Genomic DNA, 14,374 nt, shown 5'->3' with positions numbered 1-14,374 from the left:
CGCCGGTAGCATTGGCGCTGCAACACAGCCGTCCAGGCTGTTTAGGAACGAAGCACCGGGCGGACCGTTCGAGACTTATCATCTCAACCTCGAGGCCGTCTCATGTATCACCACGTCAAGAAACTAATGTTCACCGTTCGCGTCGATGAACCCGATCCACGCTTTGGCAACATGCTCCTCGAGCAGTTCGGCGGCGCCAATGGCGAGCTCGCTGCCGCCATGCAGTACTCCATCCAGGGGCTCAACTGCGAAGATCCGGACCGCAAGGATCTCCTGATGGACATCGGCACCGAGGAACTGAGCCATCTTGAAATCGTCGGCACGCTGGCGCGTATGCATCTCAAGCCGATGAAATTCGACCGGGAGGCCGCCGAGGCCGATCCATTGATCGCGATTGCGGGCGGCGGCGGCGTAAACCTCTTCAATTCACAAGGCAGTGCCTGGACGGCGGATTATCTGAAAATTACCGGCGAGCTCGATGTCGACCTGCGTAGCAATATCGCGGCGGAGGCGCGGGCCAAGATCGTCTACGAGCGGCTTATCAATTTCTGCGATGACGCCGGCACCAAGGACGCGCTGCAGTTCCTGATGACCCGGGAAATCACCCACATGAAGGCTTTTGCGCTGGCGCTCGAAAGCATGAGCAAGCCCGCCTTCAGCATTGGCCGCATCGCGCCCACGCCGGGTCTGGTCGATCAATACTTCAATGACTCCACCGGCGCAGGCGAACATGGCGAGATCGACACCCGCGGTCCCTGGAATGAGGGCAACGGCTGGGTATTCACGGAATCGCCAGCCCTGCAGGCTGAACCGGGCGCCGCAAGCGGCATCGTCACGGAAAGTTCAGCCCCGGTCGATGACGCAGGACTGAACGATCTGCTTGTCGATGAGCTCCGCGACATCCTGCATGCCGAGCGGCAATTGACCAAGGCGCTGCCGAAAATGGCGGAGGCGGCACGTTTCGATCAGCTGCGTGAGCTATTCGAACAACATCTGATCGAGACCGAAAACCAGGTCGAGCGGATCAATGAGTGCTTCGATCTCCTCGGCAAGACGGCGCGCGCGAAGCCCTGCAAAGGCATGATGGGGCTGGTCGAGGAAGGCCAGGAGATCATGGCCGAGGGCGAGAAAAAGGAAGACGCGGCAGCCGATCTTGCGCTGATCGGTGCGGCGCAACGCGTCGAACACTATGAGATCTCAGCCTACACCACGGCCAAGAACCTTGCCCAGCAACTGCGCCATAGCGCGATCGTCTCCCTGTTGTCGAAGTCGCTGGCCGAGGAAGAAAATTCGGATCAGCTTCTCAATCAGGTCGCGCGTTCATTGATGTCGGTGGCAAGGATGCCGGCCGCGATCGAGCAGGCCGAATAGACCGGTCGACGCTCCTGCGGTCTACCCATTGATCGCAGGAGCCGGTCGCCGAGCGGTCCGATCAGCACTTCACACGCTTCTGCTCACGATCGACTGCAGCTTTGACGCCAGCCGATGCACGCGGATATTTCCGCGTCACCTCGCCGAGCGCGGCGCAGGCGGCTTCCTTTTCTTTCAGCGCCGCCAGCGACTGGCCGAGCCGCAGCAGGGCGTCGGGCGCCTTGCCGGATTTGTCGTATTTGGTGGTCACGCCGAGAAACGCCTCCGCGGCGTCGCGATATTGCTGGCGCTGAAAATAGCTTTCGCCGAGCCAGTATTGCGAATCCGAAACCAGCGGATCGCTTGGGTATTTCTGCGCAAAATTCTTCATGGTCTCTTCGGCCAGCGCATAGTCCTTGCGCTGCATGTAGCCAATGCCGAGATCGAATTCGTCCTTCGACGTGGCGGACGGCGGCAGCGTGGTCAGCGCGGCGCTGGCGCCGGGCCCTGGGCCGCGCGGCGGCGCAGCGGCAACAGGCGGCGGCAAGGCCCCACCGCCATCGCGCGGACCACCGAGATTGAGCGGCTCGCCCGGATTGCGACCGCCCGGCGCGCCGACTGCCGCTTCGGCCGGCATCGGCATCTGACCACCCCCGAGTGCCCGCGGCGCCCCCGGGGCATTCGGGTTCTGGTTGGGGTCGAAGGCATCGCCGCGACGGCGACCACCGATCGGCGGCGCTGCCGGATCCTGTACGATCGGCGCGGGGGCGGCGGCCTGCGGCTGCTGGTCGTAGCCGGGTTGGGCTTGCGGATAGCCCTGCTGGCGGGGCGCCTGCTGCGGATAGGCTTGTTGCGGATAGCCCTGTTGCCCCTGCGGCGGGCCAGGCTGAACTTGAGGCGGCGCCGCAGCCACGCTGGGCTGTGCGGGCTGGCCGCCCGGTGCAGGCGGCGCGGCGCCGAGCTGGCGAAGCCGCTCTTCGAGCTGCCGGTTGCGGAATTGCAGTTCCTCGTTCTGGCCGGTCAGCTGCCGGAGCTGGCTTTCCAGCCGCTGGATCCGCATCTCCATATCGGCGTCGTCGGACTGCCCCTGGCCCTGCGGATAGCCTTGCTGCCCCTGCGGGTAACCTTGCTGTTGCTGCGAACGCTCCCACGGGAACGTGATCTGTGCGGATGCAGTCTGCGTGGACAACACCAGCATCGCGGCAATCACCGCGGCGCCGGCAGCATTGAGGAATCTGGATGACATCTTGCCCTGACGACGAAACCACGTGTCAAATGAAAGCAGAATACCTTGAGAGAGCCAGTACGCCAGAATTGTGACTGGCAGTTCCGACTCGGCTCGCGGCTCTCCGGTATGGTTTAGTATCCACGACAAGACAAGCCGTCCGGCGCCGCCGGCCGTTCACAAATCGGGGGAGCTCCGTTCATGTACGTGACTGTGAACGGGGTGCGGCTGTTCTTCGATGTCGAGGGCTCGAAGTTCGTTCCCGACGGCCCGGCGATGCGGGAAAAGCCCGTGCTGCTGATGCTGCATGGCGGCCCCGGCGCCGACCATTCGATCTACCGACCCGCCTACTCGGCCTTGGCCGACATCGCCCAGATCGTCTATCTCGACCACCGCGGCAACGGTCGCAGCGAGGACGGCCCGCGCGAGCGCTGGAATCTCGCCCAGTGGGGCGACGACGTGCACGCATTTTGCGACGTGCTCGGCATCGTCGATCCGATCGTGCTCGGCGCATCCTTTGGCGGCATGGTGGCGCTGGCCTACGCCACCCGTCATCCGGCCCACCCCGGCAAGCTCGCACTGATCAGCACCGAAGCCGCCGGCGGTTCGTACCGGGAGCGCCGCGTGGCGCTGTTCGAGCGTCTCGGCGGCCCGGAAGTCGGCGCCCTGGCACGCCGGCGGTTTTTGGAGCCCGAGGCTGCGCTGGACCAGGAGGCGCGTGAGGCCTGGAGGCGGCTTGCGATACCGGTCTACACGCGCACCCCTCGTGACCCGGACATGGCGCGCCGCGCGATCAGCCGTCCGGACGTGGCGCTCCACTGGTTCGCCAAACCGGGCGGCGAAAGCGACAGGTTCGACATGTTTCCAGAGCTTGACCGGATCCGGTGTCCGACCCTGGTGATCGGCGGTGAGGACGATCCGATGCATCCGATCGAAAGCCAGGCCGATCTCGCGGCCGCCTTGCCGCGCCACCTCGTGCAGTTCGAACGGTTCGCCAATTGCGGGCACGGCGTGGTGCCCGACGCCCCAGAACGGGCGATGGCGCTGCTCCGGGAATTCATCCTGAGGCAATAGGTTAACGTCTTGCCGCGTTTCGTTAACGAACGCCGGCATCCGTTTGGTTCAAATGGTTAAAACGCAGTTAAACCGGCATCTGAGGATGCCGGTTTTTGAAACTGCGAGAGTCTTGATTTGTCAGGCGCCGGCGTTAAGCACCGTGACGGCACGGCGGTTCTGCGACCAACAGGAGATGTCGTTGCAGACCGCGACCGGACGCTCCTTGCCGTAGGAGATCGTCCGCATGCGATTCGGATCGACGCCGCGCGAAGCAAGATAGCTACGCACCGACTGGGCGCGGCGGGCGCCGAGCGCGATGTTATATTCGCGGGTGCCGCGCTCGTCGGCATGGCCTTCGATCGTGAAGGAGTAGCGGTTGTAGGTCTGCAGCCACTGCGCCTGCTTTTCGAGGGTCGCGATCGCCTGCGGGCTCAGTTCGGTCTGGTCGCTTTCGAAGAACACGCGGTCGCCGACATTGACCACGAAATCCTGCTGGCTCCCCGGGGTAGCAGCGCTCGCCATCGCCCCATCGGCGCCGACGTTGTTCTTGGCGCAGGCGCCCATCGACAGCGCCACCGCGACCACCGCCGCCAGCTTCCATCCCTGGAGGATACGCATCTGATATTTCATTCCGGAGCCTCCACGCTCACGTATTTCGACTGTCATCCGGTCTACAGGTCGATGGTTAAGCGAACGTTCCGTCAACCTTGATGGAACCTTGCCGGACCCGGTCAAATGCTGACGAACCGTGAAAAGCGACCGCGATAGTTAATGGGTTGTAAATGTGGCGCCACGGTGAACGCAAGCGCAGCATGGTCCAATCACCGGATTTGCTGCTTTATAGTCGGCATCTGAGCGAAATCGCCCCTACCGCAATCAAACAAGCCTTGCCAAGCCTTGATCAGGGGGGGGGCCGCGGCGGAAGCCCGCGCGAGACTGAGATTGATTCTGCCCGCCGGTTGCCGCCCGGTTCAGGAACCGGGGGCGATTAAGGCAGGCGCTAACGAGTTGACCACCGCATTGGACGGCGAAGGAAGATGACCGTCGCGGTCGAAAAGGGCCCTTCTTTCGAACGCGCTCGAACGCAGGAACGGATAGCGGGCCAGAACCCTGTCGCGCACCGCCGGCAAATGCGCAGCCATCAACCCGACCGGCTTGACGAGGCCTGGATACAACCGGGGCTCGCACCAGGTTTCATGCAGAAACACCCGACGGTAGAACGCCTGATGCTCGGGGCGCACGATCGCCAGGCCATAATCGGCATTGAAATGGACGCCGGCCATGGAACCCAGCCTGACCGTGACATAGGGAAGCTCGGGAAAATTACGCGCTTTCTCGGGATCGGCAACGAAGCGCGTCGAATCGATAAAGATCTTGCCCTTGTCGAGTTCGGGGTGGAGCACGTCGCCGAACAGTTCAACCGACGGCGACATCCGCCATTCGGACGTCAGCACACTGATCCGAATTGAGCTGTAGAGCTCACCGTTGAAATAGACGCCAAAAGTCCAAGCGTTGGGCGCCTCTTCAAACTGATCGATCACGCGCCCGTCCGCCGAAGGCTGGATAGCGCCTTCGCGCAAATAGGCCCGATAACGCAGTCGGTAGATCTCGTCCTTCTCTTCGGGAGTCCGCGCGAGTCTATAATCGACCAAATCCAGCGGATCGGGACTACGTCCCAAGGCCATGGGGCGAGCTTCGGCCGGGGACCTCATACTGCACTCCTAACGCTACAAGCAACTTCAACGAGCGAGTATTGAATTAACATCTCGTTAACGAGATTGCAAAGCAATCAATAGTTTATGGTTACCCCGTAGGACCCCGGATAGCGTGTATCTTCCCGTAATACGGGAATCAGGCGATGGAGCGCGAGGCCACCGCAACCAGATGGCCGTCCGCCGGACGGCGCCCGTGCGAGGCATTGAGCAATTGCCGAACCCGCACTGCAGGCACCGGCGGGCTGAACAGATAGCCTTGCGCCTCGGTCACCGCGCCGTCGGCGCTGATAAGTTCGAGCTGCTCGTTGGTTTCGATGCCCTCCACCGCGACCGACATTCCGAGATCGGCCGACAGCCGCGCCACGCCGCGCAGCAGGGTCAGCGGACGGTCGCTGTCGATGCCTTCCAGGAACGAGCGGTCGATCTTGACCTTCTGCAAAGGGAAATTGTGCAGGTAGCTGAGGCTCGAATAGCCGGTGCCGAAGTCGTCGAGCGATATCCGCACGCCGAGCGCATGCAGTTGCGACAGCACATCATGCGTCAACTGCGTGTTGCGCAGCAGCGAGGATTCGGTGATCTCGATTTCGAGACGATGCGCCGGCAGGCCGGAGACCTCGAGCGCATAGCGGACTTCGCTCAGCACGTCGCGCTGATGGAACTGCTGCGGCGAGAAGTTGACCGCGACGCTGACCCCTTCCGGCCATTTCATGCATTCCATGCAGGCCTTGCGCAGGATCCAGCGGCCGAGATCGACGATCAGGCCCATGTCCTCGGCGATCGGAATGATATCGGTCGGCGAAACCGTGCCACGGACCGGATGATTCCAGCGCAACAGCGCCTCGCAGGTCGATATCCGTCCCGATTTGAGATTGACGAGCGGCTGGAAGAACAGTTCGAACTCCTCGTTGGCCAATGCCTTGCGCAGGTCGAGTTCGAGGATGCGGCGGGCCTCGACGACCTGCGCCATTTCCTCGCGGAAGAAGCAGAAGGTGCCGCGGCCATCGGCCTTCGCGCGGTACAACGCCATGTCCGCGTTCTTCAACAGCGTATCGGCGCTGACGCCGGGCGCGGTCATGGCAATGCCGACGCTGGCGCCGATCTCGACCAGATGATTGTCGATCTTGTAGCGCTCGCTCAGGCGATCGACGATGCGCCGGGCAAGGCCCGCGGCGTCGTCGGGGGAATGGATGTTCTGCTGAAACACCACGAACTCGTCGCCGCCGAACCGCGCCACGAAGTCTTCGGGCCGCAGCATCTCGCGCAGCCGTTCGGACACGGCGCAGAGCAACTGGTCGCCGCAGGGATGACCAAGCGTGTCATTGACCTGCTTGAACTGGTCGAGGTCGACGAACAGCAGCGCCGACAATTGTTCGGCGCCCTGCTGGGCCGCCAGCAGATTTCCGATCTCGTCGCGGAAATTGACCCGATTCGGTAGCGCCGTCAGTTCGTCGTAACGCGCCAGATGACTGATGCGGGCTTCGGCATTACGGCGCTCGGTGATGTCTTCCAGCAACACGACCGCGCCGCCGCCGGCCATCGGCTGGAAGGTCCATGACAGCGAGCGATTCCTTGCGAAGTCAGGATCAGCGGTGACGATACCCCTCGCATGCGAATTCTGTATTTCAGCGAGGATGATCTGGCCGCTCGCTGCCGAGATCGATCCAGCCCCGACACAGGCTGCGATGACGTCGGAAGCACTTGCGCCACTTCGCACGAGTCCGTCCGACAGCTCCATCATCCTGCTGAAGCGATAGTTCATCACCGCAAGGCGGCCGTCCGCGCCGAACATGCAAAGGCCATGCGGCATGTTGTTCAGCGCGGTATCGAATTGATCGGCCAGCGCGGCCTCGCGCTCGCGCGCGACGTGCGCGCGCACGAAAATCCGCTGCAAGTCGGTCGAAATCTGCTTCAACGCCAGGAAAAACACCGCGCTGACGACCGCCATACCGATGTAATAGGGCGTGCCGCGAAGCGCCAGCGCGATCGCCGCAGGGCCGCAGGCGAGTGCGATCTGGACGTGGAAGATCCATGGCCTTCCATAGGTCCGGCCCGCTCCTCCGGCCACGTATCCGGTGGTCACCGTCAGGCAAATCATGTGGGCCACGGCGTCATCGCTGCCGAGCAAGGCCACCGCGCACCAAGACCCCAGCGCAACGGCATAGATCATCGCCCCGATTTGATAGCGCACCTCCCAGTACGCGGCTTCACCGGCGCTCAGAGCGGCTCTGCGGCTGTTGTAGCGATGCATGTCGAGGGCGCGGACGGTGCCGGACAGCACGAGAAAAGCGACACATGGCCAGAGCAGGTCTTGTCCGGTTTTCACGGCAGTCATGGCCGCTGCAAAGGCAACCATCACCGCGCCCGCGAACAGCGGCGCGGGATTCTGAAAAAGCGAATCAATCAGTGCCGAATAGGTTGACGGCGAGACCTTCTGATCCGGCTCTTCGGTTTGACTTGCAAGCTGCATGTGAGGGACGCGCATCCTGTTCGGGTACGTAGTTCTACCCGCTGCAGATGAAGTCTTTCTGAGGGAACATCGTTACCGAGACGTTGCTTTTGCTCGGGTTGCAAAAAATTTGCCCGAAAAATCATCAGGCTAAGCACGGTTTTCCGATTAACGACAACGCTCCGCGCGGTTGTGTTCCGTTACGACAGCAACGGTGACCAAGCCGGATCAGACGCAAAACCGGGCGTTGGCACGCGTAATTCGTTTCGACCTGAGATGTCGACCGTATATAGCGACGGCCCGCCGTTGCCGCCTGGCTCGCGGAAGAACATCACGACCCGGCCATTCGGCGCAAACGTCGGCCCTTCATTATGGTAGCCGGAGGTCAGGATCCGCTCGCCCGAGCCGTCGGTCTTCATAATGCCGATCGCGAACTGTCCGCCGCCCTGCTTGGTGAAGGCGATGTAGTCGCCGCGCGGCGACCAGACCGGCGTCGAATAGCTGCCCTCGCCGAACGAGATTCGCTGCGCGCCGCCGCCGGTGGCCGCCATCACGTAGATCTGCGGCTTGCCGCCACGATCGGATTCGAAGCAGATCCGGCTGCCGTCGGGCGAATAGGACGGCGAGGTATCGATCGCCGGCGTATCGGTCAGCCGCGTCGTCGATTTCGAACGCAAATCCATCACGAACAAATTGGAATTGCCGCCCTGCTGCAGGCTCATGATGATGCGCTGGCCGTCCGGCGAAAACCGCGGCGAGAACGACATGCCGGGGAAGTTGCCGACGATCTCGCGCTGGCCGGTGTCGGTGTTGAGCAGGTAGACGCGCGGATCGCCCTGCCCGAACTCCATATAGGTGATCTCCTGGGTCGACGGCGAGAAGCGCGGCGTCAGCACCAGATCGGCGCCCTTGGTCAGATAGCGGACATTGGCGCCGTCCTGATCCATCATCGCCAGCCGCTTGACGCGGCGCTCCTTCGACCCGGTTTCGTCGACGAACACCACGCGGCTGTCGAAATAACCCTTTTCGCTGGTCACCCGTTCATAGATCTGGTCGGAGATGATGTGGGCGATGCGCCGCCAGTACTCCGCCTGGGTGTCGTATTGCTGGCCGGCGAGCTGTTGCTGGGTGTTGATATCCCAGAGACGGAATTCCGCCTTCACACGCCCGTTGGCCTGGCGCGTCATGCGTCCGATCACCAGCGCCTGCGCGCCGATCTGCTTCCAGCTCTGAAACGTCGGCGGCGCGTCGGGATTGGTAATGCGCTCGATGAAGGCGGCCGGATCGATCGGCGCGAAGAACCCGCTTCGCTTGAGGTTGTTGGTGATCACCTGCGCCACACCGGCACCGACCTCGGCATCCTGCGGCGTGCCCGCCACGAAGTTCGGTATCGCGATCGGTGTTGGCGCGAATTGGCCCTCTTGAATTGGCACCCGGATCGGCGCCTGCGCGAAAGCTTGCGAAGCGCCTGAAAACGCACCGAGCGCAGCCATCCCGGAAACGACCTGCCTGCGGCTTGGGCGGAACGGCATGGCGGGCAATCCATCTTTGTCAATCATGGCTTCAATCTTGCTCTTCTGTGATCGCCAACTCTTGTGTGATCCGCAACGGATGTGATCGCCGATCGGCGACCTCCTTCAGGCCTTCTCCTGAAAAACCGGCGCGAAATATTTCCATTCCTCGTATAGGTTCGCCGGCAGCTTGTATGGCTGGCATTCAAGGATCGCGCGCAACGCGCTCTCCTGATAAACGCGAAGATAGGGTGTCGCCGGAACGCCTTCCGGAACCGGTGTCCCCTCAAGCATGCCGTCACGCTTCAGACGAATGGCAAACGCGACCTGGGGCTTCTGCGATTCGAGCGCGCCATACGGCTTCTTCCAGCAGCGTTCGACCTGGCGCTGGAACATCGCGCCCCATGTCGCGGAATTGTCCGCCGCCGCGCCCCTGGATGTGCCGAGCGCGGCGTTGGAGTTCAGCGTGTCGTTGGTGACCGCCTGACGCGACGGGTCGCGCTTGTCGAGCAGAGCCGCGATCTGGTTCTGGTCGAAGTGCCGTTCCACGATCCGCTTCTGCGGCTCGGGCGGCTTGGCCGCCTGCACAGGCTTCGGCGGCGGCTTCTTCTCTTCCTTCTTGATCGCTTCCGCAATCGGATCGGGCTTCAGCGGCTCCGGCTTCTTCTCCACCGGCTTCGGCTCTTCCTTCTTCGGCTCTTCCTTTTTCTCGACGACCTTCGGCGGGTCGGGCTTCTTCTCGACCGGCTTCTCCTCGACCTTGGGCTGAGGCGGCGGTGCGGCTTCGGTGACGACCGGCGGCTTTTCGGTGACCTTGCCGACCGCGTCATCGACCGGCTTGGCTTCCGCGACTTTCTCGGCCAGCGGCTTCGGATTTTCCTTCTTGCCGGTCTTGGTGCCGGCCATGACCCTGGCCAGTTCGTTGGGCGAAATCACATCCACCGCCACCGAATCTTCCGGCATCATTTCGAGCGCCTTGGTCGAGAACGACAGCATCACCCACCCCACCACGACGACGTGCAGGGCAACCGATGCCAGAACCGTTTTATCGACCTTGACCTTCACTTGAGCTTTCCCGCTCCGCTGTCAGCCGTCGCGCGCCGCTGCATGCTCAGGAGCCCTGCTCCGGCACAATCACGATATTCGCCTTGAACCCAGCCGCTCTAATATACCCCAATATTCTCATCATATCCGTGTAGCAGACGTCCTTGTCACCCCTCAGGTATACCACGCTGTCGGCATCCGACCGGCCTTCCCGGATCGCCTTGATCCTGGGCTGGAGGTCGTTGGCTGAAATCAGGGTATCCGCAAGATAGAGCTCGACATTGGAATTGCAGGCGCCGCCCGTGCGCTTGACCGACAGCGTCAGCGGCGGGCTGTTGGCCTGGATCTGCTTGCTGCCCGACGCGACCGGCAGGTCGATATCGATGCTCGACGTCATCAAGGGCGCCGCCACCATGAAGATGATCAGCAGCACCAGCATCACGTCGACCATCGGCGTGACGTTGATCTCCGCCATGACGGCGGCGCGACGCCGGCCGCGGCGTCCACCGCCACCGCCGGCCGAACCTGCCATGTTCATCGCCATGATCTTGCTCTCACCATGCGCTCGTCATTGGCCGTGTTCATGCCCGCTCGTCGATCTGGCGGGACAGGATGGCGGAAAACTCGTCGGCAAAACCTTCCAGCCGCTGCGCCTGCCGGTTCACCTCGGAGCTGAACTTATTGTAGAAAATGGTCGCGGGGATGGCGGCGATGAGGCCGATGGCGGTGGCAAACAGTGCTTCCGCAATGCCCGGCGCCACTACGGCCAGCGAGGTATTTTTCGAGGCCGCGATCGACTGGAAGCTCGACATGATGCCCCAGACGGTGCCGAACAGGCCGACGAACGGCCCGGCCGAGCCGACCGTGGCGAGCACCAGCAGCCGCCGCTCCAGCCGCTCGACTTCGCGGGCGATGGAGACATTCATCACCTTCTCGATCCGCATCTGAAGGCCGGCAAAGGAGCGCGACTGGCTCTCGAACGAGCGCTTCCACTCGCGCATGGCGGCGACGAAGCACGCCGCCATCGACTGCGTCGGTTTGGCCGACAGCGCGCGGTAGAGTTCCTCGATCGACTGACCGGACCAGAACGCCTGCTCGAAACGGTCCATGGCGCGCTTGGTGCGGCCGTACAGGAAAATCTTGTCGATCGCGATCGCCCAGACCCAGACCGAGCAGGCCAGCAGCCCAAGCATGACCGCTTTCACGACCCAGTGGGCCTGCATGAACAGGGCAATCAGCGAGACATCGGCGGAGACCAACGGCAAGGCTGTCGAAGCCACGTCGGCGGGATTCATGAGCGGTATCCTCTCAACGAAAGTGTCCCTATTTCCTCCGGGAGCAAACGGCTGCCGGTTCCACAGCCGCGCGTCGGGCGCGGCAATATGCGCCAGCGCGAAAGCCGCTCTTGTGTCGCATGGGGGGCCCGCCGAAAGCCGGGCCCTGCTTCCCCTGCCAACGTGTCAAAACGAGGGCTGTCCGCGCGTCATTCCGTCCCTAACCAAACGCTAAGCTCGGTTAACTTTAGGTTACCAAAGGGGAATCCGAGTGCCGGAAATGGAGGCTGACCGGGCGGTTACAAGGGCTGGTCGTCCCGGTTCCATGCCCGGACAGGTAGTCTTGGCGGGGATGCTCGCCCTTCGGCCGCCCGACTTCGCTGCACCGCGAAGCGGCGTCTCAAAGGATGGATGGAGCACCCATCAATAGCGGCACAAAGCCGATCGTCCGCTTCCGCGCCCTACCCATTCTCACCATGCCACGAAAAGGGCGGTGCATTGCGCCCCGGGTTCGCCAGCCCTACACATGACATTCGAAACCAAAAATAATCGTGCGGGTCTGAACCGCATCTGCAGGGAGAAATGCATGAAGCCGATCATGATGGCCGCCGTGATCGTCGCCGGCATCGCAGCGCAGGCGGCGAATGCCGCGCCACTGCCCGAAGCCAAGCCGGATGACGTCGGATTTTCGCAGCAGGGACTGGCCCGCCTGGACGATTTTTTCGCCCGTGAGATCGCCGCCAAGCGTGTCCCCGGAGCGGTGATCGCGGTCGCCCGCGACGGCAAGCTCGTTCAATACAAGGCCTACGGCCAGCTCGATCCGACCAAAGGCACCACGATGCCGCTCGATGCGGTGTTCGCGCTGGCTTCCATGACCAAGCCGATGGCCGCCGTTGCCGGTCTGACCTTGATGGAAAATGGCCGGCTGCCGCTCAAGGCCAAGCTTTCGGACTACTATCCGGCATTCGCCGACATGAAGGTCGGCGTCCCGCAGGCGGATGGATCCCTTAAGCTCGATGCGCAGGCCTCGCCGATCTACATCCACGATCTCTACCGGCACACATCCGGCCTGATGTATGGCGGCCGCCCGGACAGTTCGAGCCCGGTGGCGCGCCAGTATCCTGACGGCACCGCGCCGGCGATCGAGGGCGATACGCAGGCGTTCATCGACCGCATCACAAAGCTGCCGCTGGCGCACCAGCCGTCCACGGTTTTCGAATACGGCTTTTCGATCGACGTGCTCGGCGCCGTCGTCGAGAAGGTGAGCGAGCAGCGGCTCGGGGAATACCTCGCGAGCAACGTATGGCAGCCGCTCGGCATGACCGACGCCACGTTCCGCCCCACCGAGGCGCAGCGCGCGCGCCTGGCCCGGCCGTTTCCCAATGATCCGCTGACCGGCAAGCCGCAGGCGATCAAGCTTCTCGATACACCAACCAAATCCGACTGCGGCGGCGCCTGCGCGTTTGCCACCGTGGGCGACTATGTGCGCTTTGGACAGATGCTGCTCAACGGCGGCGAACTCGACGGCCAGCGCGTGCTCGGGCCCAAGACGGTGCATCACATGATCTCCAACCACCTTGGGCCGGAGATCAGGAACAAAGTCGCCAATGTCGAGCCGCACCGCGGCGGATTCAGCTTCGGGCTGAGTGTCGCGGTCCGCACGCATGAGGGCCTTTCGGCGGTACCGGGCAATCCCGGCGAGTTTTCGTGGAACGGCGCCTATGGCACGCAGTTCTTCTGCGATCCGAAAGAGCGCCTCGTCGTGGTCGTCGGCACGGCGGCGCCCGGCGAGCTTCGCAAATATTATCGCGAGCAGGTGCAGGACATCGTCTACGGCGCGATGGTGAAGTAGCGCGAGCGCACGCCTCACCCGTCCCCGTCACGCATCTTGCGATTCGTTGCCGCCTCGCCCCTCAAGGGGCGGGTAAGGCGCAAAGCGACGTGCCCATCCGGTGGCAACTACAACAGCAGCGCAGGCTCCGGGCAATTCGTCAGCCGCCCCGGCACGCCAACGACGGTGCAGCCTGCGGGCACGTCATGCTCGACGAGCGCGCCGGCGCCGATCTTGGCGAAGTCTCCGACGCTGACATCGCCAATGACACTCGATCCGGCGCTGAGCAAGACGCCGCGGCCGATCTTCGGCGCGCGGTCTGGCTCGGACTGCTTGCGGCCGACGGTGACGTCTTGCAGGATCGTCACCTCGTCACCAATCACGGCGTGGGCGCCGATGATGATGCCAGTGGCATGATCCAGAAAAACCTGCGTGCCGATCGACGCGGTGGGGTGAATGCTGACGGAAAGTTGATCCGACGACAGGCTTTGCAGCAGCAGCGCGAGATCGTGGCGGCGCTGGCCCCACAGCCAGTGGGACACCCGCCAGGCCTGCAGCGCGACGTAGCCCTTGAAGTTCAACAGCGGCGGCAGCAGCGTCGTCACGGCGGGATCGTGAATAGCGATGCTCTGCAGGTCGCGGCTCGCCGCCTCGACCAGATCGGATGAAGCCGCAAATGCCTCGCCGGCCATGCGCGCAAACCGCTCGCGATCCGCGGGGCTTTTGCCGAGCCGTGCACCGATCTGGTGCGCCAGCGCGCGTGCGAAGTCGGGGTGGTCAAGAATGGCCGATGACAGCGCCGTACCGAACAACGGATCTCGCGACGCGGCGCTTTCCGCTTCATCCCGGATCGATTGCCAGAGCCGATCGAGCGACAATATTCCGTTCATGACGACCGCTCCGGCTCAGTGCGTCCACCCAA

12 protein-coding genes are annotated in these 14,374 nt (G+C 63.1%); 3 read left to right on the top strand and 9 right to left on the bottom strand.

What is annotated here, in order from left to right; translation table 11 throughout:
* Positions 1–102 precede the first annotated feature (102 nt).
* The gene (locus QUH67_RS05550) at positions 103–1,371 is read left to right on the top strand and encodes a DUF892 family protein (protein WP_300945657.1); all 1,269 of its coding nucleotides are present in this window, start codon (positions 103–105) and stop codon (positions 1,369–1,371) included.
* Between the two features lie 61 nt (positions 1,372–1,432).
* On the opposite strand, the gene ybgF is transcribed toward QUH67_RS05550, so the two are convergent.
* Entirely contained in the window at positions 1,433–2,596 is a 1,164-nt protein-coding gene (ybgF, locus tag QUH67_RS05545; protein WP_300945656.1) for a tol-pal system protein YbgF, read from the bottom strand.
* Positions 2,597–2,776: 180 nt separating this feature from the next.
* Here ybgF and QUH67_RS05540 point away from each other — a divergent pair, with 180 nt between their 5' ends.
* Positions 2,777–3,649, top strand: coding sequence for an alpha/beta fold hydrolase (locus QUH67_RS05540; RefSeq protein WP_300945655.1), 873 nt, complete (start codon positions 2,777–2,779; stop codon positions 3,647–3,649).
* A 120-nt stretch (positions 3,650–3,769) separates the two neighbouring features.
* Here QUH67_RS05540 and pal read toward each other — a convergent pair whose 3' ends face one another.
* The 7 genes from pal to tolQ all read right to left on the bottom strand — a co-directional run bounded on the left by pal (position 3,770) and on the right by tolQ (position 11,642).
* Positions 3,770–4,261, bottom strand: a complete 492-nt coding sequence (pal, locus tag QUH67_RS05535; RefSeq protein WP_300945654.1) for a peptidoglycan-associated lipoprotein Pal — start codon at positions 4,259–4,261, stop codon at positions 3,770–3,772.
* A gap of 341 nt (positions 4,262–4,602) precedes the next feature.
* Positions 4,603–5,343 (bottom strand): N-acyl amino acid synthase FeeM domain-containing protein, encoded by a 741-nt coding sequence (locus QUH67_RS05530; RefSeq protein WP_300945653.1) that lies wholly within the window; start codon positions 5,341–5,343, stop codon positions 4,603–4,605.
* 139 nt (positions 5,344–5,482) lie between these two features.
* Positions 5,483–7,813, bottom strand: a complete 2,331-nt coding sequence (locus QUH67_RS05525) for a putative bifunctional diguanylate cyclase/phosphodiesterase (RefSeq protein ID WP_300945652.1) — start codon at positions 7,811–7,813, stop codon at positions 5,483–5,485.
* A gap of 179 nt (positions 7,814–7,992) precedes the next feature.
* Positions 7,993–9,324 carry a Tol-Pal system beta propeller repeat protein TolB gene (gene tolB, locus QUH67_RS05520; protein ID WP_300947949.1) on the bottom strand — a complete coding sequence of 444 codons (1,332 nt, stop codon included), beginning with the start codon at positions 9,322–9,324 and terminating at the stop codon, positions 7,993–7,995.
* Positions 9,325–9,429: 105 nt separating this feature from the next.
* Entirely contained in the window at positions 9,430–10,368 is a 939-nt protein-coding gene (locus tag QUH67_RS05515; RefSeq protein WP_300945651.1) for a cell envelope integrity protein TolA, read from the bottom strand.
* Positions 10,369–10,414: 46 nt separating this feature from the next.
* Entirely contained in the window at positions 10,415–10,891 is a 477-nt protein-coding gene (locus QUH67_RS05510) for a biopolymer transporter ExbD (RefSeq protein WP_300945650.1), read from the bottom strand.
* Between the two features lie 37 nt (positions 10,892–10,928).
* On the bottom strand, positions 10,929–11,642 hold the full coding sequence (gene tolQ, locus QUH67_RS05505) for a protein TolQ (protein WP_300945649.1): 714 nt from the start codon (positions 11,640–11,642) through the stop codon (positions 10,929–10,931).
* Between the two features lie 565 nt (positions 11,643–12,207).
* Between tolQ and QUH67_RS05500 the strand changes: the two genes are divergently transcribed.
* Positions 12,208–13,473, top strand: a complete 1,266-nt coding sequence (locus QUH67_RS05500) for a serine hydrolase domain-containing protein (protein WP_300945648.1) — start codon at positions 12,208–12,210, stop codon at positions 13,471–13,473.
* A 107-nt stretch (positions 13,474–13,580) separates the two neighbouring features.
* On the opposite strand, the gene QUH67_RS05495 is transcribed toward QUH67_RS05500, so the two are convergent.
* Positions 13,581–14,342 carry a serine O-acetyltransferase gene (locus QUH67_RS05495; RefSeq protein WP_300945647.1) on the bottom strand — a complete coding sequence of 254 codons (762 nt, stop codon included), beginning with the start codon at positions 14,340–14,342 and terminating at the stop codon, positions 13,581–13,583.
* Positions 14,343–14,374 lie beyond the last annotated feature (32 nt).

The organism is Bradyrhizobium roseum (assembly GCF_030413175.1).
Lineage (GTDB): Bacteria > Pseudomonadota > Alphaproteobacteria > Rhizobiales > Xanthobacteraceae > Bradyrhizobium > Bradyrhizobium roseum.
The sequence above is the reverse complement of the archived record's forward strand: the minus strand, read 5'-3'. Positions and strand labels throughout refer to the sequence as shown.

Excerpts from the sequence above, each read along its gene's own strand:
- QUH67_RS05500 (WP_300945648.1), top strand. The coding sequence starts at position 12,208 with ATGAAGCCGATCATGATGGCCGCCGTGATCGTCGCCGGCATCGCAGCG.
- QUH67_RS05495 (WP_300945647.1), bottom strand. The coding sequence starts at position 14,342 with ATGAACGGAATATTGTCGCTCGATCGGCTCTGGCAATCGATCCGGGAT.
- tolQ (WP_300945649.1), bottom strand. The coding sequence starts at position 11,642 with ATGAATCCCGCCGACGTGGCTTCGACAGCCTTGCCGTTGGTCTCCGCC.
- QUH67_RS05510 (WP_300945650.1), bottom strand. The coding sequence starts at position 10,891 with ATGGCGATGAACATGGCAGGTTCGGCCGGCGGTGGCGGTGGACGCCGC.
- ybgF (WP_300945656.1), bottom strand. The coding sequence starts at position 2,596 with ATGTCATCCAGATTCCTCAATGCTGCCGGCGCCGCGGTGATTGCCGCG.
- QUH67_RS05525 (WP_300945652.1), bottom strand. The coding sequence starts at position 7,813 with ATGCAGCTTGCAAGTCAAACCGAAGAGCCGGATCAGAAGGTCTCGCCG.
- QUH67_RS05530 (WP_300945653.1), bottom strand. The coding sequence starts at position 5,343 with ATGAGGTCCCCGGCCGAAGCTCGCCCCATGGCCTTGGGACGTAGTCCC.
- tolB (WP_300947949.1), bottom strand. The coding sequence starts at position 9,324 with ATGCCGTTCCGCCCAAGCCGCAGGCAGGTCGTTTCCGGGATGGCTGCG.
- pal (WP_300945654.1), bottom strand. The coding sequence starts at position 4,261 with ATGAAATATCAGATGCGTATCCTCCAGGGATGGAAGCTGGCGGCGGTG.
- QUH67_RS05540 (WP_300945655.1), top strand. The coding sequence starts at position 2,777 with ATGTACGTGACTGTGAACGGGGTGCGGCTGTTCTTCGATGTCGAGGGC.
- QUH67_RS05550 (WP_300945657.1), top strand. The coding sequence starts at position 103 with ATGTATCACCACGTCAAGAAACTAATGTTCACCGTTCGCGTCGATGAA.